This is a genomic window from Acidovorax sp. SUPP2825 (assembly GCF_030158995.1).
GTDB lineage: Bacteria > Pseudomonadota > Gammaproteobacteria > Burkholderiales > Burkholderiaceae_C > Paracidovorax.
Genome location: NZ_BQXK01000016.1, coordinates 1 through 18,479, shown reverse-complemented (window position 1 = coordinate 18,479; position 18,479 = coordinate 1). Strand labels below are relative to the sequence as shown.

Here is an 18,479-nt window from a genome sequence, read left to right as displayed (position 1 = left end):
CGTTGTACGGCCGGGCGAGCGCAAAGGCACGCCCCCGCTGCCCGACCTGTCGTCGCGGTGGCATGCCGATGGTCTCGCCAACCGCAACGGTTGCCTGCGCCACGGCATGCAGCATGCCGAGTGTGTTGACGCAGGCGCCTTCGTACAACGCTCGAAAGACATTGCACGAAAGCCGGCTACTCCCCAAGGGAGCGCGGATTATAGAAGCCCCTGCCGGCCTGGGGCCGCGCCGGCCCTGGCGCGTGCGGGGGCTTGGCCCGCTGTCAGAATCCGCGCCACCCCGACGAGCCGGATCCCGAACGTGCCAGACCCTTCCTCCCTTTCCGCGGCCCCGCCGCCCGCGCCGCGGCAGGCGCTGCGCGCCCTGGGTCTGGCCACCGCCACGGTGCTGGCGCTGGTGGCCCTCGGGCACGATGGCCGCCGTGTGGTGCAATTGATGGCGCTGGCCCTGCCCGCCCTGCTGTGGCTGGCCTGGCCGGTGCGCAGCGACGCCGTGCACCGGCTGCGCACCGCCGCCGTGTGGCTGTGGGCCATGGCCTTCGCGCTCGACGGCGTGGCGCGCGCCTATCTGCTGGACGCCTACCAGGCCGCGCCCGACAGCACGCTGGTGCTCGGCGCGGCCGCCAACACCACGGGCCGCGAGAGCGCCGAATACCTGTCGATGCACTGGCGCTCGGTGGCCGTGTGGTCGGCGGCGCTGGTGGTCGCCGCGTGGCTGGTGGGCCGCAGCGCGCGCCGGGGCCTGCGCACCACCGTGCGCTGGCCGCGAAGCTTGGTGGCGCTGCTGTGCGCACTGCTGGCGCTCAGCGCCCTGGGCTATGCCAGCAAGCCGTGGCGCCGGCTGCACCCGGTCGCCTACTGGATGCACTGGAACGCGGCGGTCCACAGCCTGCGCAGCGGCTGGGCCGACCAGGAGCGCCAGCGCAGCGCCCTGCTGGAGCGGGCGCGGCAGGCGGCGCCCGCAGTCACTCGCGCCGGCCCGTCCACCGTGGTGCTGGTGGTGACCGACAGCATCAACCGCGACAACCTGGGCCTGTACGGCTACGCGCGCCCCACCACGCCGCGCCTGGAGGCCCAGCAGCGCGTGCTGGGCGGGGAGATGGCCGTGCTGCGCCATGCGTGGTCGGTCGATGCCAGCACGCTGCCCGCGCTGGCCAACATCTTCGGCTTCGGGCAGCCCGGCCGGGCCGACGGCCAGCACGTGCTGGCGCTGGCCCGCGCCGCGGGCTACAAGGTCTGGTGGATGAGCAACCACGACGACGTGGCGATCGAGCAGCAGCATGCGCGCCTGGCCGACGTGGTGGACATGGTCAACCGCACGCCGGGCCGCGCGGGCGCCTCGCTGGACGGCGAGCTGCTGGACTGCGTGCAGGAGGCGCTGGACGACCCCGCCGAGCGCAAGCTGATCGTGGTGCACCTGATGGGCGCGCACCCGCACTACCGGCTGCGCTTTCCGAGCGGCGACAACCCGTTCGACGACCACGTGGATGCGGTCGAGGCGCAGCTGGCCGGCCAGGGCCGCTCGGCCTGGGTGCGGCGCTACCGCCAGCAGTACGACGCGGCCCTGCTGTACCACGACTTCGTGGTGTCCGAGACGCTGCAGCTGGCGCGCGCCGGGGCGCGGCCGGGCGAGTCCCGGGCGTGGATGTACCTGTCCGACCACGGCCAGGAGGTCGGTCACGGCAGCGACCGCGCGGGACACAGCCCCGCGACCGCCTCGGGCTATCGCATTCCCACGGTGATCTGGCGCAGCGCGGCGGCGCAGCCGGTGTCCGCCGCCACGGCGCAGCGGCCGTTCCGCGCCGACTGGGCGGCCTGGACCCTGGCCGATCTGCTGCACGTCGGCTGGGCCGGTGCCATGCCGCAGCGCAACGTGCTGGACGACCGCTACCGCTGGGTGGCGCCGACGCTGCCGGTGGCGGTGCCGTCGTTCTCGGAGTGAGGGCGGCGCAGGCGGGCATGCCCCTGGCTTTTGGATGCATGCCCCAATCGGGCTCCACCGCAATAATATCTAGGGCATGTTGCTATCAATTTAATGGCATCTGCCGGGGCATCGCTTTCGCGCCCGGAATCAGGCCATCGCACGATCGACCAGCAGGGTGTCGGTGAACTGCTCGAAGCGCACGATTCGCTCGCCCTGCACCTGCCACACGTGCGCCGCCCGCACCTGCATGGCCTTGCCCGTGCGGCTATGGGTGCCCGAGTAGCTGCCGACGCCCACGATGCGGTCGCCGCCATCGATCAACGTCTCCAGATCGAAGCGGTAGCCGATCCAGTCGGCGCCCAGCACCTTGAAAACTCTGTCGATCACCTGCTGAGGTCCCACCCAGGTGCCCGCGCATGGAAAACCCGCCATTTCGGTCCACTGCACGTCGGGCGCCATGTCGGCCATCATGGCGGCGATGTCCTGGCGGGCGGAGGCGGCGTAGTGGGCGGTGATGAGTTCGAAAGGCGTGCGCATGGAGATTCCGAAAGCAGTGAAGGACAGGCCGCCATGCCGAACGGGGCAGGGCGGTGGCGAGACGGTCCGGCATGTTTAACACGGCCGGCGCCCGGCGGGGTCGCCCGGGCCGGCCGCTACCCGGGACAATGCGATCCGCAAAGCCATGGAATCGCTGCGATTTTCGGGGCTGGGCCTGCGGCGGATGTGCCAGCATCGGGGGGTTGCGCGGTTGCGCCGGTGGACCCGCAGGAAAAGTCGGCCCGCCCTCTATTTCGCTAGGAGTTGTCATGAGCTTTCCCCACCGTTTCGTTGCGGGCGCCGGCGCGCGCTGGCTGGCTGCGGCCTGTGTCGCCGTGTTGGGCGCTTTTCCCGGTGTCCCCGCCTGGGCGCAGGGCACGATCAAGATCGGCGAGATCAACAGCTACAAGGCCCAGCCGGTGTTCCTGGAGGCCTACAAGAAGGGCATGCACCTGGCGGTGGACGAGGTCAATGCCGCGGGCGGCATCGGCAGCAGGAAGCTCGAACTGGTCACGCGCGACGACAACGCCAACCCCGGCGAGGCCGTGCGGCTGGCCGACGAGCTGGTCTCGCGCGAGCGGGTGGACATCCTGGCGGGCAGCTTCCTGTCGCACATCGGCCTGGCGCTGTCCGACTACGCCAAGCAAAAGAAGCGCTTTTTCCTGGCCAGCGAAGCGCTCACCGACAAGATCACCTGGCAAAACGGCAACGCCTACACGTACCGCCTGCGCTCGTCCACCCACATGCTGTCGTCGGCCCTGGTGCCCGAGGCGCTCAAGCTCCAGAAAAAGCGCTGGGCCATCGTGTACCCCAACTACGAATACGGCCAGTCGGCGGTGGACACGTTCAAAAAGCGCATGAAGGCGCAGCAGCCCGGCATCGAGTTCGTCACCGAGCAGGCCGCGCCGCTGGGCAAGCTGGACGCCGGCAGCGTGGCCCAGGCCATCGCCGATGCCAAGCCCGACGCCATCTTCAACGCGCTGTTCGGCCCCGATCTGGCCAAGTTCGTGCGCGAAGGCACCACGCGCGGCCTGTTCAAGAGCACCCCGGTGGTGAGCTTGCTGACCGGCGAGCCCGAGTACCTGGAGCCGCTGCGCGACGAGGCGCCCGTGGGCTGGATCGTCACCGGCTACCCCTGGTACAGCATCGACACGCCGGCCCACAAGGCGTTCGTCGCGGCCTACCAGGCCAAGTACGGCAAGGAAGACCTGCGCCTGGGAGCGCTGATCGGCTACGACACCATCCAGTCGCTGGCCGCGGGCGTCAAGCGCGCGGGCGGCAAGACCGATGCCGAGTCGCTGGCCAAGGCGTTCAGCGGCCTCCAGGTGTCCACGCCCGACGGCCCCATCGAATACCGCGCGATCGACCACCAGTCCACGCTGGGCGTGTACGTGGGCAAGATCGCGCTCAAGGATGGCAAGGGCGTGATGGTCGACTACCGCTACGTGCCCGGCGACACCCTGCTGCCGCCCGAGGCCGAGGTGCGCGCGCTGCGCCCCGCGCCCTGACGCGCCGGCCTGACGATTCCCCCGCGACCCGCCGCGCCCCGTTCCGCCCGCGATGGATTTCTCCGGCTTCCTGACCCAGCTGCTCAACGGGCTGGCCGAGGCGTCGTCGCTCTTCCTGGTGGCGGCCGGCCTGTCGCTGATCTTCGGGGTGACGCGCATCGTCAACTTCGCGCACGGCTCGTTCTACATGCTGGGCCTGTACCTGGCGTATTCGCTGGTCGAGCACATGGCGGGTCTGGCGGGCCCGGCCGGCGGGCCGCTGGGCTACTGGCTCGGCCTGCTGCTGGCGGCGCTGGCGGTGGGCGCCTTCGGCGCGCTGGTGGAGGTGGTGCTGCTGCGGCGCATCTACCGCGCGCCGGAGCTGTTCCAGCTGCTGGCCACGTTCGCGCTGGTGCTGGTGGTGAGCGACGCGGTGCTGTGGCTCTGGGGCCCCGAGGAACTGCTGGGCCGGCGCGCGCCGGGCCTGGCGGGCTCGATCGAGCTGATGGGCCGGCAGTACCCGGCCTACAACCTGTTCTTGATCGCCCTGGGCCCGCTGGTGCTGGGCCTGCTGTGGCTGCTGCTCACGCGCACGCGTTGGGGCACGCTGGTGCGCGCCGCCACGCAGGACCGCGAAATGCTCGGCGCCCTGGGCGTCAACCAGGCGTGGCTCTTCACGGGCGTGTTCGCGCTGGGCGCGATGCTCGCTGGGCTGGGCGGCGCGGTGCAGTTGCCGCGCGAGCCGGCCAGCCTGGCGCTGGACCTGCGCGCCATCGGCGAGGCGTTCGTGATCGTGGTGGTGGGCGGCATGGGGTCGATCCCGGGCGCCTACGTGGCCGCGCTGCTGGTCGCCGAGATCAAGGCGCTGTGCGTTGGGCTGGGCACGGTGCAGTGGTTCGGCGTCGAGGTGTCGTTTTCCAAGCTCACGCTGGTGGTGGAGTTCCTGGTGATGGCCCTGGTGCTGGTGTTCCGGCCCTGGGGGCTGATGGGGCGGCCCCAGGCCGTGAGCCGCAACTCGGCGCCGGCGGAGGCGCCGCTGCGCTCGGGCACGCCGCTGTTCCGGGCCGCGGTGGTGGTCGTGCTGGCGGCGCTGGCCGCGCTGCCGCTGCTGTCGGCCTGGCTGCCGTATGCCACGGTGCTGGCGCAGGACGTGCTGGTGGCGGTGCTCTTCGCGGTGAGCCTGCACTTCATCATGGGCCCGGGCGGGCTGCATTCGTTCGGCCACGCGGCCTACTACGGGCTGGGCGCCTACGGCGCGGCGGTGCTGCTCAAGGCCTTCAGCATGCCCATGCCGCTGGCCATGGCGCTCGCGCCGCTGGTGGCCGGGGCCGGCGCGCTGGTCTTCGGCTGGTTCTGCGTGCGCCTGTCGGGCGTGTACCTGGCCATGCTGACCCTCGCGTTCTCGCAGATCGTGTGGTCGGTGGTGTTCCAGTGGGACGCAGTCACGGGCGGCTCGAACGGCCTGATCGGCGTGTGGCCCGCGCCGTGGCTGGGCGGTGCGGCCTACTACTACCTCACGCTGGCGCTGGTGGGGCTGTCGGTGTTGGCGCTGCGGCGCGTGCTGTTCGCGCCGTTCGGCTACGCGCTGCGCGCGGGGCGCGACTCGGCGCTGCGGGCCGAGGCGGTGGGCATCGACGTGCGGCGCGTGCAGTGGATGGCCTTCGTGATCGCGGGCGGGTTCGCCGGCCTGGCGGGCAGCCTGTTCGCGTTCTCCAAGGGCAGCATTTCGCCGGAGGCGGTGGCCGTGGGCCAGTCGGTGAATGGGCTGGTCATGGTGCTGCTGGGCGGCCTGCAAACGCTGCTGGGGCCCATCGTCGGCGCGGCGGCGTTCAGCGTGCTGCAGGACGCCATCCTGCGGGCCACGGAATATTGGCGCGCGCTGTTCGGCGGGGTGATCCTGCTGCTGGTGCTGGCCTTTCCGCAGGGCATCGCGGGCTTCGCGCAGCAGATCGCGCAGCGCCGGGCCGAACGACCGGCGGCGGCGCCCACCATCCTCGAAGGGCCGTCGCCATGACGCTGCTCCAGGTGCGCGGCCTGCGCAAATCCTATGGCGGCGTGCAGGCCGTCGATGGCATCGGGTTCGACCTGGCGGCGGGGGAATTGCTCGCGCTCATCGGGCCCAACGGGGCGGGCAAGTCCACCACCTTCGACATGGTGGGCGGGCAGACGAAGGCCACGGCCGGCTCGGTGCAGTTGCAGGGGCGCGAGCTGCTGGGCCTGCCCCCCCGCGCCATCGCGCGCCTGGGCGTGGGCCGCACCTTCCAGATCGCGGCCACGTTCGCCTCGCTCACCGTGGTCGAGAACGTGCAGATGGCGCTGCTGTCGCACCACCGGCGTGTTTTCGCGCTGTGGCGGCCCGCCGCCTCGCACTACCGCGCCGAGGCGATGGCGCTCCTGGCCCAGGTCGGCATGGACGCGCAGGCCGACCGCCCGTGCAGCGAACTGGCCTACGGCGACGTCAAGCGCGTGGAGCTGGCCCTGGCGCTGGCCAACGATCCGCAACTGCTGCTGATGGACGAGCCCACGGCCGGCATGGCGCCGCAGGAGCGCAGCGACCTCATGGCGCTCACCGGGCGACTCGTGGCCGAGCGCCGCATGGCGGTGCTGTTCACCGAGCACAGCATGGACGTGGTGTTCGCCCATGCCGACCGCATCATCGTGCTGGCGCAGGGCCGGCTCATCGCCGAGGGCGATGCCCACGCGATCCGCAACCACCCCGGGGTGCAGGCGGTGTACCTGGGCACCGGCACGACCTTCGGGGAAAAGAGCGGGCACCGCGACGCGGTGCCGGAGGGCGCGGCATGACCGCCCCCGCGCCGACGCCGGCGCCGCCGCCGCTGCTGGAGGTCTCCGGCCTGAACGCCTGGTACGGCGCGGCGCACATCCTGTTCGACGTGTCGCTGCAGGTGCGCCGCGGCGAGGTCGTGGCGCTGATGGGCCGCAACGGCGCGGGCAAGTCCACCACCTTCAAGGCCATCATGGGGCTGCTCGCGCGGCGGCAGGGGCGGGTGGATTTTCTCGGCCGCCCGATCGCGGGGCTGGCGCCCTACGAGATCGCGCGGATGGGCCTGGGCTTCGTGCCCGAGGACCGGCGCGTGTTCGCCGACCTCACGGTCACCGAGAACCTGGAGGTCGGCCGCCAGCCGCCCCGGCACTGGCCCGACGGCAGCGAGGCGCCGTCCTGGACGCCCGCCGCGCTGTACCGGCTCTTTCCCAACCTGGGCGTCATGCAGGACCGGCCCGGCGGGCAGATGAGCGGCGGCGAGCAGCAGATGCTCACCGTGGCGCGCACGCTCATGGGCAACCCGTACCTGGTGCTGCTGGACGAGCCCTCCGAGGGCGTGGCGCCCGTGATCGTCGAGCAGATGGCACAGACGATCCTGCAGCTCAAGGCCCGGGGCGCGAGCATCCTGCTGTCCGAGCAGAACGTGCGCTTTGCCGAGATGGTGTCCGACCGGGCCTATGTGCTGGAAAAGGGCCAGATCCGCTACGAGGGCCCGATCGAGGCGCTGTCGCGCAACGAGGACGTGCGCCGCGCGTACCTCGCGGTATAGGCCGCGCCATGGACACCGCCTGCGACGAAGCCCTGCCCACGGCGCCGGCCCACGGCGTGGTCGGCGTGCTGCTGGCGGCCGGCCACGCGCGGCGCTTCGGCAGCGACAAGCGCCGCGTGCCCTGGCCCGGCCATGATTCGCTGATGGAGGCCGCGCTCGCGCCGCTGCAGGCCGTGTGCCCGCGCGTGGTGGCCGTGCTGCCGCCGGGCGATGCTTGGGGGCTGATGCGCTGCCGCCGCCTGCAGGTCGAGGTGGCGTGGTCGTTCCGGCGCGGTGATGGGCTGGCGGCCTCGCTGTCGGCCGCCCTGCCGCTGGTGCGCGGCGCGCCGGCCATCGTGGTCGCGCTGGCCGACATGGGGGACGTGCGGGCGGCCACCGTGCGCGCGCTCATCGCGGCCTGGCAGCGCCAGCCGGGGCAGCCCGTGCTGCCGGTGTTCGGCGGCCAGCCCGGCAATCCGCGGCTGATCCCGGCAGTGCTGTATCCCCGGCTGGAGGGACTGTCGGGCGACGACGGCGTGCGCCGTGCGCTCGACTGGGCGGCCGCGCAGCGCTGCGCGCTGGACGACCCCGGCGTGCTGCGCGATCTGGACACGCCCGCCGGGCTGGGGTGACGGCGGCGGTCCCGGAAAGGGTTTGGGGTCGAATCGGGCTCCAGTGCAATCAGTACTAGGGCATAGTGCTATCAAATTGGTAGTGATTCCGTTCCGAGGGGCGAGGGACGCGACAGCCCTGCGTTTCCGCGGCCGCGGCAACTGCGTCAAAATCACGCCCATGAACGCGCTCCACATCGCCGAATACACCCATGGCCTCGGCATCCAGGCAAAAGCGGCTTCCGCGCAGATGGCGCGGGCGCCCTCGGCGGTCAAGAGCCGGGCCCTGCTCGCCCTGGCCCGCCTGCTGCGCGAGCAGACCGCCCCGCTGCAGGAAAGCAACGCCCGCGACCTGGAGCGCGCCCGCGCCGCCGGCCTGGCCGAGCCCATGGTCGATCGCCTGAAGCTCACCCCCAAGGTGCTGGAAACCTGCGCGCTCGGCTGTGAGCAGCTCGCCGCCATGGGCGATGTGATCGGCGAGATCACCGGCATGCGCCAGCAGCCCAGCGGCATCCGCGTCGGCCAGATGCGCGTGCCCATCGGCGTGTTCGGCATGATCTACGAGAGCCGCCCCAACGTGACCATCGAGGCCGCCAGCCTCAGCATCAAGAGCGGCAACGCCTGCATCCTGCGCGGCGGCTCCGAGGCCATCGACTCCAACAAGGCCCTGGCGGCCCTGGTGCAGCAGGCCCTGGCCGAGGCCGGCCTGCCCGAGGACGCGGTGCAACTGGTGCAGACCACCGACCGCGAGGCCGTGGGCCACCTGATCGCCATGCCCGAGTACGTGGGCGTCATCATCCCGCGCGGCGGCAAGGGCCTGATCGAGCGCATCAGCCGCGACGCCAAGGTGCCGGTCATCAAGCACCTGGACGGCAATTGCCACACCTATGTGGACGACCCCTGCGACATCGCCATGGCGGTGAAGGTGGCCGACAACGCCAAGACGAACAAGTACAGCCCGTGCAACGCCAGCGAGAGCCTGCTGGTGGCGCGGGGCGCGGCGGCCGCCTTTTTGCCGCAGATCGGCGCGGTCTATGCCGCCAAGGGCGTGGAGATGCGCGGCTGCCCCGAATCGCTCGCCCTGCTGGCCGGCGTGCCGGGCGCGAAGCTGGTGCCCGCCACCGAGCAGGACTGGAGCGAGGAATACCTCGCCCCGATCATCAGCGTGAAGGTGGTGGACGGCCTGGACGAGGCCATCGCCCACATCAACCGCTACTCCAGCCACCACACCGACGCCATCCTTACCACCCACCACGGCCACGCCCAGCGCTTCCTGCGCGAGGTGGACTCGGCCAGCGTGATGGTCAACGCCAGCACCCGGTTCGCCGACGGCTTCGAGTACGGGCTGGGCGCCGAGATCGGCATCAGCACCGACAAGTTCCATGCCCGCGGCCCGGTGGGCATCGAGGGCCTGACCTCGCTCAAGTACGTGGTGCTGGGAGAAGGCGAAGTGCGCGGCTGACGGTCCCCATCGAGCCTGCGGTCCGGCCCAGCCCCACACTGACATGAAAATCATCATTCTCGGCGCGGGCCGCGTCGGCTGTAGCGTGGCCGACAGCCTCGTGTCCGAGCAGAACGACATCACCGTCATCGACACGGACGCCCAGCGCCTGCGCGATCTGGAATCGCGCTTCGACCTGCGCGGCGTGGTGGGCAACGGCATCGACCCCGAGGTGCTGGCCGAGGCCGGCGCGCGCGACACCGACCTGCTGATCGCCTGCGCCGCGCAGGACGAGACCAACCTCGTGTGCTGCAAGGTTGCGCAGCTGCTCTTCAACGTGCCCACGCGCATCGCGCGGGTGCGCTCCTCGGGCTTCGAGCACGACCGCGAGCAGGCCGCGCTGCTGCTGGGCAAGGACGGCTTCGCGGTGGACCGCATCATCTGCCCCGAGGAATCGCTGACGCGCTACATCGGCAAGCTGGTGGAGTACCCCGAGGCGCTGCAGGTGCGCGAATTCGCCGGCGGCCGGGCCTGCCTGGTGTCGGTGCGCGTGCGGGCCGGCGCGACCGTGGCGGGTGTGCGCATCGCCGACATGCGGGCCGGCATCCCGGACGTGGCCATGCGCATGGTGGCCATCTACCGCCGCTTTCCCGAAGAGCCCGACCGCTTCATCGCCTGCGACGGCGACACGCGCATCGCGGCGGGCGACGAGGTCTTCGTGCTGTCCGCGCGCGAGCACATTCCCCAGGTGCTGGCCGCCATGCACCAGCGCGACGGCCAGCCCGCGCGGGCGGTGCGCCGCATCATGATCGCCGGCGGCGGCCGCGTGGGCCTGCGCCTGGCGCGGCAGCTGGCGCAGCAGGGGCGCTTTCACATCAAGGTGATCGAGGGCGATCCGGACCGCTGTGTCGAGCTGGCCTCCACGCTGCCCTCCGAGGTGCTGGTGCTGCAGGGCGATGCCACGGACGAAGACCTGCTGGGCGACGAGAACGTCGAGGAGGTGGACCTGTTCCTCGCGCTCACCGACGACGACGAGGACAACATCATGGCCTGCCTGCTGGCCAAGCGCATGGGCGCGAGCCGCGTGCTGGCGCTGATCAACCGGCGCTCGTATGCCGACCTGATGCACGGCACGCAGATCGACATCGCGCTGTCGCCCGCGCAGGCCATGCTGGGCGAGTTGCTGGCCTACGTGCGCCGCGGCGACGTGCAGGCCGTGCACAGCCTGCGCCGGGGCGTGGCCGAGGCGCTGGAGATCGTGGCGCGCGGCGACCGCAAGAGCTCGCGCGTGGTGGGCCGCAAGGTCGGCGACCTGCACCTGCCGCCCGAGGTGCACATGGGGCTGATCGTGCGCGGTCTGTCCGGCGCGGAGCCGGGGGCGGATGCGGCGCTGGCCGAGGGCGATGGGCCGGACGCTTTCGCCGAACCCCAGGTCATCATTCCGCGCAGCCACACGGTGATCGAAAGCGGGGACCACGTGGTGTTCTTCCTGCCGAACAAGCGGCTGGTGCGCGACGTGGAAAAGGCCTTCCGCCTGGGCGCGACGTTCTTCTGAACCCGCGCCCCCGGCTCTCTTCGTTTCCTTCCACACCGACACCATGGCGGACCTTCTTCCCGTTCTGCGCGTGCTGGGCGCCCTGCTCGCCCTGTTCTCGCTGGCCTTCGGCGTGCCGCTGGCGGCCTCCTGGTGGACGGGCGACGGCCTGTGGCCGCAATACGCCGGCGCCCTGGCGGCCACGCTGTTGTGCGGCGGCGGGCTGTGGGCGGGTCTGCGCCATCAGGCGCGCGAACTGCAGCCGCGCCACGGCATCATCCTCGTCGCGCTCGTATGGGTGGTGCTGCCGCTCTTCGCCGCGCTGCCGCTGCTGCTGGCCATGCACCAGATCGGCCGGCCGATATCGTTCACGCATGCGTACTTCGAGGCCGTCTCGGGCCTGACCACCACGGGCGGCACGGTGCTGACGGGGCTGGATGCGCTGCCGCTGTCGATCAACGTGTGGCGCACCTTCATGCAGTGGCTGGGCGGCATGGGCATCCTGATCCTGGCGGTGGCCGTGCTGCCGCTGCTGGGCGTGGGCGCGAGCCAGCTCTTCAAGGCCGAGGCCGCGGGCCCGGTCAAGGACACCAAACTCACCCCGCGCATGACCGAAACCGCCAAGGGGCTGTGGGGCGTGTACGTGCTTTTCTCGCTGGCGTGTGCGCTGGCCTACTGGCTGGGCGGCATGCCGCCGGCCGATGCCGTCATGCACATGTTCACCACGGTGAGCCTGGGCGGGCTGTCGTCGCACGACAGCAGCTTCGGCCATTTCCAGTCGCCCCTGCTCGAATCCATCGCGGTGGTGTTCATGGTGGTGGCCAGCTGCAACTTCGCGCTGTATTTCGTCGCGCTGCGCAAGGGCCACTGGCGCAGCCTGTGGTGCGACCCCGAGATGCGCGCCACCGTGCTCACGCTGCTGGGCGGCGGCCTGTTCGTTGCGCTGCTGCTGTGGGCCAAGGGCGTGTATGCGCCGCTGGCGGCGCTGCGGCATGGGTTCTTCCATGTGGTGTCGGTCGCCACGACGACGGGTTTTGCCACCACCGACTACCTGGCCTGGCCGGTGTTCGCGCCGATCTTCATGCTCATGCTGTCGGGCGTGGCCACCAGCGCGGGATCGACCGGTGGCGGCATCAAGATGGTGCGCATGCTGATCCTGCTGAAGCAGGCCCGCCGCGAGATGACGCGCCTGGCCCACCCCCGCGCCGTGCAGCCCGTGCGCCTGGGCCGCGCGGTGGTGGACCACCGCATGATCTTCTCGGTGCTGGCGTTCATGCTGGTCTATGGCGCCACCGTCACAGTGCTGAGCATGGTGCTGCTGCTGACCGACCTGGACCTGGTGAGCGCGTTCTCCGCCGTGCTGGCCAGCGTCAACTGCACGGGGCCCGGCCTGGGGCTGCTCGGGCCGTCGGCCACCTACGCGGTGCTCACGGAGTTCCAGCTCTGGGTCTGCACCCTGGCCATGCTGCTCGGGCGGCTGGAGATCCTGAGCTTCATGGTGTTGCTCACCCCGGCGTTCTGGCGGCGGTAGCGCGGGGCGGCGGCCGGGCGGGCCGGGGCGGCGCACCGGTGGCGAAAGCCGGCGGCCGGGGTTGCGAAGCCGGGGCGCGTCCCCATATCCCTACAATTCAACGCGTCTTTCGTCTTCCGAGGGCTTTTCATGGTTCCGCATCTCATCACCGCCCTCACGGGACCGATCAACGAGCTCGAACAGCGCATTCTCGATTCCATGCCCGCGATCGAGCGGTGGTTCCGTCTGGAGTGGATGGAGCACACGCCCCCGTTCTATACGTCGGTGGACATCCGCAATGCCGGCTTCAAGCTCGCTCCGGTGGACACCAACCTGTTTCCCGGCGGCTGGAACAACCTGACCACCGACATGCTGCCCCTGGCCGTGCAGGCGGCCATGGCGGCCATCGAGAAGATCTGCCCCGAGGCCCGCAACCTGCTCATCGTGCCGGAGAACCACAGCCGCAACACGTTCTACCTGGCGAACGTGATCCAGCTGCAGCGCATCTTCAACATGGCGGGGCTCAACGTGCGCGTGGGCTCCATCAGCCCCGAGATCAAGAAGCCCACCACGGTGACCCTGCCCAACGGCGACTCCGTCACGCTCGAGCCCGTGGTCCGCACCAAGGGGCGCCTGGGGCTCAAGAACTTCGACCCCTGCACCATCTTGCTCAACAACGATCTCTCGGCCGGCCCCCCGGGCATCCTGGAGGACATCCACGAGCAGTACCTGCTGCCGCCGCTGCACGCCGGCTGGAGCGTGCGCCGCAAGAGCCGCCATTTCCAGAGCTACGAGGAAGTGTCCAAGCGCTTCGGCAAGCTGCTGGGCATCGACCCGTGGCTCATCAACCCGCTATTCAGCCGCTGCGAAGGCGTTGACTTCAACGAAGGCACGGGCATGGAGGGGCTGCGCGCGGCCGTCGATGCGCAACTGGGCAAGGTGCGCCGCAAGTACAAGGAATACGGCATCAACGAAAAGCCCTTCGTCATCGTCAAGGCCGACAACGGCACCTACGGCATGGGCATCATGACCGTGCGCGACGCCAAGGACCTGGACGCGCTCAACCGCAAGACCCGGAACAAGATGGCCGTCATCAAGGACGGGCAGGCGGTGAGCGACGTGATCATCCAGGAAGGCGTGCTCACGCAGGAGCGGGTGCACGAGGCCGTGGCCGAGCCGGTCGTCTACATGATGGACCGCTACGTGGTCGGAGGCTTTTACCGCATGCATGCCGAGCGCGGCGTGGACGAGAACCTCAACGCCCCCGGCGCGAGCTTCGTGCCCCTGGCCTTCGAGCACAGCACGCACCTGCCCCAGCCCGGCGCCCGCCCCGGCGCCAGCGCGCCCAACCGCTTCTATATGTATGGTGTGGTGGCGCGCCTGGCGATGCTCGCCGCCAGCTACGAGCTGGAAGCCACCAACCCCGAGGCCGAGATCTACGACTGACGGCCGCGCGGCCACGCTCGGGCAAGGGGAGGGGGCGGCCGTGGCCGCCTCAGTTGCTGCATTGCAACAACCGGGCGGGGGCCGAGCCATCGGGGGCGAGCCGCGCCACAATAGCGGTCCCCCAATATCGGAATCCCGGTTGGCCCCGGTGCCAGCGGGCCAGTCTGTGCAAAGTTCCAAGTCCTCGCTCGCGGCGCTCACCCTGGGCGCCATCGGCGTCGTGTATGGCGATATCGGCACCAGCGTGCTGTATGCGGTCAAGGAGGTGTTCGGCTCGGGACACGTGGCCTTCACGCCCCAGAACGTCTACGGCATCCTGTCCATCTTCTTCTGGACGCTGACCACCATCGTCTCGCTCAAATACGTGGTGCTGGTCCTGCGGGCCGACAACAACGGGGAAGGCGGGCTCATCGCCATGCTGGCGCTGGCCTCCCAGGCGGTGAAGGACAAGCCCCGGCTGCGCAGCGTGCTGCTGTGCATCGGCATCTTCGGCACCTCGCTCTTCTATGGCGACGGGGTCATCACCCCGGCCATCTCGGTGCTGTCGGCGGTCGAGGGGCTCGAAGTGGTATCGCCGCACTTCGGCAAGGCCGTCATCCCGCTCACCCTCGTCGTGCTGTTTTGCCTGTTCGCGGTGCAAAAGCGCGGCACCGGCGGCATCGGGCGCTACTTCGGGCCCATCACCCTGGTGTGGTTCCTGAGCCTGGCCGCCCTGGGCATTCCGCACATCATCGGCCACCCAGAAATCCTGGGCGCCCTGAGCCCGCACCATGCGCTGGGCTTCATCTGGAACAACCCGGGCACCAGCTTCATCGTGCTGGGCGCGGTGGTGCTGTGCGTGACCGGTGCCGAGGCGCTCTACGCCGACCTGGGCCACTTCGGCAAGAAACCCATCCGCCTGGCCTGGTTCAGCGTGGCGATGCCGGCGCTCACCATCAATTATTTCGGCCAGGGCGCGCTGCTGCTGGCCGAGCCCGAGGCGGTGAAGAACCCGTTCTACATGATGGCCCCCGACTGGGCGCTGATCCCGCTGGTCATCATGGCCACCATGGCGACCGTCATCGCCTCGCAGGCGCTCATCACCGGCGCCTTCAGCGTGACCAAGCAGGTCATCCAGCTCGGTTACCTGCCGCGCCTGAACATCCTGCACACCAGCGTGCGGGACACGGGGCAGATCTACATCCCGTTCGTCAACTGGATGCTGTTCGTCGCCATCGTGCTGGCGGTGGTCATGTTCCGCTCCAGCAGCAACCTGGCGGCCGCCTACGGCATCGCGGTCACGCTGGACATGCTCATCACCACCGTGCTCACCTTCTTCGTGATCCGGTACGGCTGGAAGTACCCGCTCGCCCTGTGCGTCGCGGCCACGGGCTCGTTCTTCGTGGTGGACCTGGCCTTCTTCAGTTCCAACCTGCTCAAGCTGTTCCAGGGCGGTTGGTTCCCGCTGCTGATCGGCGGCATCGTCTTCACCCTGATGATGACCTGGAAGCGCGGGCGCGAGCTACTCAACGAAAAGCTGCGCGACGACTCCCTGGACCTGCGCGACTTCCTTACCGCCGTCTTCGTCAGCCCGCCCACCCGGGTGGACGGCACCGCCGTCTTCCTGACGGCCGAGACGGGCTCGGTGCCCAATGCGCTGCTGCACAACCTCAAGCACAACAAGGTGCTGCACGAGCAGAACCTGTTCGTGACCGTGCGCAGCCACGAGGTCCCCTGGATCGGGCTGGACCGGCGGCTGCAGGTCGAGCCCCTGGGCGGCGACTGCTGGCAGGTGATCGTGCACTACGGCTTCAAGAACGATCCCGACCTGCCCGGCGCCCTGGCGCTGATGCGCGGGCGCGGCTGCGAGCTGGAACCCATGACCACCAGCTACTTCCTGTCGCGCGATGTGGTCATCCCCACCATCGGCAGCGGCATGGCCCCCTGGCGCGAGAAGCTCTTCGCGCAGATGCACCACAACGCGAGCGGCGCCGCCGGCTTCCTGAACCTTCCGGGCAATGCGGTGGTGGAACTGGGCTCCAAGATCGAGATTTGAGAATCCGCGGGCTTTTCTGGGGCATGCCGGCGGTTTGATTGTCCTTATTGCTATTGATTTAATAGCAATTCGACCAGATCGAGGTCGGGCCGGCGGCCGGTGACAGAATCGCGGCCCATGTCCTTCTTCAAAGACCTGAGCCTTTCGACCGCCACCGCAGGCTTCGTTTCCGTCCTGGTGGGCTTCACCAGCTCGGTGGCCATCGTGTTCCAGGCGGCCCAGGCGTTCCAGGCGTTCCAGGCCACGCCGGCGCAGATCACCTCCTGGATGTGGGCCCTGGGCCTGGGGATGGGGTTGTGTTCGCTGGTGCCGTCGCTGCTGCTGCGCCAGCCCGTCATGGTGGCCTGGTCCACGCCGGGCGCGGCCGTCCTGGCCACCGCGGGGCTCGCGGGCGGGTTCAGCATGGGGGAGGCGGTCGGTGCCTTCATGGCCTGTGCGGTGCTGATCGCGCTGGCCGGTGCCACTGGCTGGTTCGAGCGCATCATGGGCCGCATTCCTATGGAAATCGCCTCGGCGCTGCTGGCCGGCGTGCTTGCCCGGTTCGGCATGCAGGCCTTTGCCTCGGCCAACACCGCCCTGCCGCTGGTGCTGCTCATGCTGGTCTGCTATCTGGTGATGCGCCGGCTGCTGCCGCGCTATGCGGTGGTCGCGACGCTCGCAGTGGCCGTGGCTTTTTCGGCCGGCAGCGGGCAGATGGCCTGGTCCGCGGTCCACTTCGAGCTGGCCGCGCCCGTGTTCATGGCGCCGCAGTTCAGCCTGCCGGCACTGATCAGTCTGGCGCTGCCGCTCTTCGTGGTCACCATGGCGTCGCAGAACCTGCCGGGCGTGGCGGTCATGCGCGCGACCGGCTACCGGTTGCCCGTTTCGCGTCTGGTCACCATGACCGGGCTGGCCACGCTCGTCCTCGCGCCCTTCGGGGCCTTCGCGCTCAACTTCAGCGCGATCACCGCCGCGCTGTGCATGGGCCCCGAAGCGCATGAAGACCGCACCCGCCGCTACACCGCGGCCGTCACCTGCGGGTTCCTGTACATCGTGATCGGCATCTTCGGCGCGGTCATCACCGGGTTGCTCACCGCGTTCCCGAAGGAGCTGGTCAGCACCATCGCGGGGCTGGCGCTGCTCGGCACCATCGGCACCGGCCTGGCGTCGGCGCTCAAGGAGGATGCGCATCGCGAGGCGGCGGTCATCACCTTCCTCGTCACGCTGAGCGGCGTGGCCATTGCGGGCGTCGGTTCGGCCTTCTGGGGCGTGGCGGCCGGCAGCCTCGCGCTATTTGTGCAACAGTACGGCCGCAAGCGCGCACCGGGCGCATAGCCGATCCCTTCCTTTCGCAGACCATGAACATCCTCTTCATCGCCGATCCGCTCGAACATTTCAAGATCTACAAGGACACCACCTTCGCCATGATGCGTGAGGCCCAGCGGCGCGGCCATGCGATTTCCGTGTGCCAGCCCTCGCAAATCGCCTGGCAGCGCGGCGGGCAGGTGACGGCGCGGGTGCAGGACATCTTGCTCACCGGGCAGCCCGAGGCGTGGTTTACCTTTCAGGGTCACCGCGAAGTGCCGTTGGCGGGCTTCGGATGCGTGCTCATGCGCAAGGACCCCCCTTTCGACAGCGAATACTTCTACGCGACCCACCTGCTGGAGCAGGCAGAAAGGGAGGGCGCACTGGTGTTCAACAAGCCCCGGGCGCTGCGCGACCATCCGGAGAAGCTGGCGATCATGGAATTCCCGGAGTTCATCGGCCCCACGCTGGTGACGAGGGACGCGGAAGACATCCGCCGCTTCCATGCGGAACACCGGGACATCATCCTCAAGCCGCTCGACGGCATGGGGGGCATGGGCATCTTCCGCGTGAAGGACGATGGCCTGAACCTGGGAAGCATCATCGAAACCCTCAATAAGGAGGGCTCGCAGAGCGTGATGGTGCAGAAATTCCTGCCGGAGATCGTCGACGGCGACAAACGTATCCTCATCATCGGGGGCAAGCCTGTTCCTTATTGCTTGGCGCGCATTCCTCAGGGTACGGAGGTCCGGGGCAACTTGGCGGCGGGCGGTAAGGGCGTCGCCAAGCCTTTGACGGAAAGAGACATGGAAATCGGTCGATCGCTGGGCGCTGTTCTCCAGAGCCGGGGACTGCTGCTGGCCGGCGTCGACGTGATCGGTACGTGCGTCACGGAAATAAACGTCACCAGCCCCACCTGTTTCCAGGAGATATACGACCAGACAGGATGCGATGTGGCCGCGTTGTTCGTGGATGCGTTGGAGGCCGGAGTGAGGGGAGGGGTTTGATGACAATTTTTTGTCATCTTTCTCCTACGGGGGTGAGGAAAGTGGTCTATACTTGCGGGCTTGGCAGGTGAGACGGATGACTGAGTTGTTCGGAGAGTCTGACAAGAAAGGTTGGTTTTGAGTTGTGGCC

At 69.4% G+C, this 18,479-nt stretch carries 14 protein-coding genes and 1 riboswitch; of the genes, 13 read left to right on the top strand and 1 reads right to left on the bottom strand.

Annotated elements, in window-relative coordinates:
* Positions 1-4 precede the first annotated feature (4 nt).
* Positions 5-192, bottom strand: a riboswitch (yybP-ykoY riboswitch).
* 109 nt (positions 193-301) lie between these two features.
* The gene (locus AVAK2825_RS18435; protein WP_349817181.1) at positions 302-1,942 is read left to right on the top strand and encodes a sulfatase-like hydrolase/transferase; all 1,641 of its coding nucleotides are present in this window, start codon (positions 302-304) and stop codon (positions 1,940-1,942) included.
* Between the two features lie 129 nt (positions 1,943-2,071).
* Here the strand turns inward: AVAK2825_RS18435 and AVAK2825_RS18430 are convergent, their stop codons facing one another.
* A complete protein-coding gene (locus tag AVAK2825_RS18430; protein ID WP_284401564.1) occupies positions 2,072-2,461 on the bottom strand; it encodes a nuclear transport factor 2 family protein in 390 nt (129 codons plus the stop codon).
* 269 nt (positions 2,462-2,730) lie between these two features.
* Here AVAK2825_RS18430 and AVAK2825_RS18425 point away from each other — a divergent pair, with 269 nt between their 5' ends.
* From AVAK2825_RS18425 to gshB, 12 genes are all read left to right on the top strand, one after another.
* Positions 2,731-3,969 (top strand): ABC transporter substrate-binding protein, encoded by a 1,239-nt coding sequence (locus tag AVAK2825_RS18425; protein WP_284401562.1) that lies wholly within the window; start codon positions 2,731-2,733, stop codon positions 3,967-3,969.
* A gap of 52 nt (positions 3,970-4,021) precedes the next feature.
* Positions 4,022-5,962: an ABC transporter permease gene (locus AVAK2825_RS18420; protein WP_284401560.1), complete on the top strand. Its 1,941-nt coding sequence runs from the start codon at positions 4,022-4,024 to the stop codon at positions 5,960-5,962.
* A complete protein-coding gene (locus tag AVAK2825_RS18415) occupies positions 5,959-6,753 on the top strand; it encodes an ABC transporter ATP-binding protein (RefSeq protein WP_284401558.1) in 795 nt (264 codons plus the stop codon). The genes AVAK2825_RS18420 and AVAK2825_RS18415 overlap by 4 nt, the downstream gene beginning before the upstream one ends.
* Positions 6,750-7,502 carry an ABC transporter ATP-binding protein gene (locus AVAK2825_RS18410; RefSeq protein WP_284401555.1) on the top strand — a complete coding sequence of 251 codons (753 nt, stop codon included), beginning with the start codon at positions 6,750-6,752 and terminating at the stop codon, positions 7,500-7,502. Before AVAK2825_RS18415 ends, AVAK2825_RS18410 begins: the two co-directional genes overlap by 4 nt.
* Positions 7,503-7,510: 8 nt before the next feature.
* Positions 7,511-8,113 carry a nucleotidyltransferase family protein gene (locus tag AVAK2825_RS18405; protein ID WP_284401553.1) on the top strand — a complete coding sequence of 201 codons (603 nt, stop codon included), beginning with the start codon at positions 7,511-7,513 and terminating at the stop codon, positions 8,111-8,113.
* Between the two features lie 160 nt (positions 8,114-8,273).
* On the top strand, positions 8,274-9,554 hold the full coding sequence (locus AVAK2825_RS18400) for a glutamate-5-semialdehyde dehydrogenase (protein WP_284401551.1): 1,281 nt from the start codon (positions 8,274-8,276) through the stop codon (positions 9,552-9,554).
* 43 nt (positions 9,555-9,597) lie between these two features.
* Entirely contained in the window at positions 9,598-11,088 is a 1,491-nt protein-coding gene (gene trkA, locus AVAK2825_RS18395) for a Trk system potassium transporter TrkA (protein WP_284401549.1), read from the top strand.
* Positions 11,089-11,131: 43 nt separating this feature from the next.
* Positions 11,132-12,598 (top strand): TrkH family potassium uptake protein, encoded by a 1,467-nt coding sequence (locus AVAK2825_RS18390; protein ID WP_284401547.1) that lies wholly within the window; start codon positions 11,132-11,134, stop codon positions 12,596-12,598.
* 129 nt (positions 12,599-12,727) lie between these two features.
* Positions 12,728-14,023 (top strand): glutamate--cysteine ligase, encoded by a 1,296-nt coding sequence (gshA, locus tag AVAK2825_RS18385; protein WP_272566777.1) that lies wholly within the window; start codon positions 12,728-12,730, stop codon positions 14,021-14,023.
* 166 nt (positions 14,024-14,189) lie between these two features.
* Positions 14,190-16,058 (top strand): potassium transporter Kup, encoded by a 1,869-nt coding sequence (locus AVAK2825_RS18380; RefSeq protein WP_284401544.1) that lies wholly within the window; start codon positions 14,190-14,192, stop codon positions 16,056-16,058.
* Positions 16,059-16,175: 117 nt separating this feature from the next.
* Entirely contained in the window at positions 16,176-17,372 is a 1,197-nt protein-coding gene (locus AVAK2825_RS18375) for a benzoate/H(+) symporter BenE family transporter (protein ID WP_284401542.1), read from the top strand.
* A gap of 23 nt (positions 17,373-17,395) precedes the next feature.
* A complete protein-coding gene (gene gshB / locus AVAK2825_RS18370; protein ID WP_284401540.1) occupies positions 17,396-18,349 on the top strand; it encodes a glutathione synthase in 954 nt (317 codons plus the stop codon).
* Positions 18,350-18,479: the final 130 nt, after the last annotated feature.

Excerpts from the sequence above, each read along its gene's own strand:
- AVAK2825_RS18375 (WP_284401542.1), top strand. The coding sequence starts at position 16,176 with ATGTCCTTCTTCAAAGACCTGAGCCTTTCGACCGCCACCGCAGGCTTC.
- AVAK2825_RS18390 (WP_284401547.1), top strand. The coding sequence starts at position 11,132 with ATGGCGGACCTTCTTCCCGTTCTGCGCGTGCTGGGCGCCCTGCTCGCC.
- gshA (WP_272566777.1), top strand. The coding sequence starts at position 12,728 with ATGGTTCCGCATCTCATCACCGCCCTCACGGGACCGATCAACGAGCTC.
- AVAK2825_RS18405 (WP_284401553.1), top strand. The coding sequence starts at position 7,511 with ATGGACACCGCCTGCGACGAAGCCCTGCCCACGGCGCCGGCCCACGGC.
- gshB (WP_284401540.1), top strand. The coding sequence starts at position 17,396 with ATGAACATCCTCTTCATCGCCGATCCGCTCGAACATTTCAAGATCTAC.
- AVAK2825_RS18430 (WP_284401564.1), bottom strand. The coding sequence starts at position 2,461 with ATGCGCACGCCTTTCGAACTCATCACCGCCCACTACGCCGCCTCCGCC.
- AVAK2825_RS18410 (WP_284401555.1), top strand. The coding sequence starts at position 6,750 with ATGACCGCCCCCGCGCCGACGCCGGCGCCGCCGCCGCTGCTGGAGGTC.
- AVAK2825_RS18400 (WP_284401551.1), top strand. The coding sequence starts at position 8,274 with ATGAACGCGCTCCACATCGCCGAATACACCCATGGCCTCGGCATCCAG.
- AVAK2825_RS18415 (WP_284401558.1), top strand. The coding sequence starts at position 5,959 with ATGACGCTGCTCCAGGTGCGCGGCCTGCGCAAATCCTATGGCGGCGTG.
- trkA (WP_284401549.1), top strand. The coding sequence starts at position 9,598 with ATGAAAATCATCATTCTCGGCGCGGGCCGCGTCGGCTGTAGCGTGGCC.
- AVAK2825_RS18425 (WP_284401562.1), top strand. The coding sequence starts at position 2,731 with ATGAGCTTTCCCCACCGTTTCGTTGCGGGCGCCGGCGCGCGCTGGCTG.
- AVAK2825_RS18420 (WP_284401560.1), top strand. The coding sequence starts at position 4,022 with ATGGATTTCTCCGGCTTCCTGACCCAGCTGCTCAACGGGCTGGCCGAG.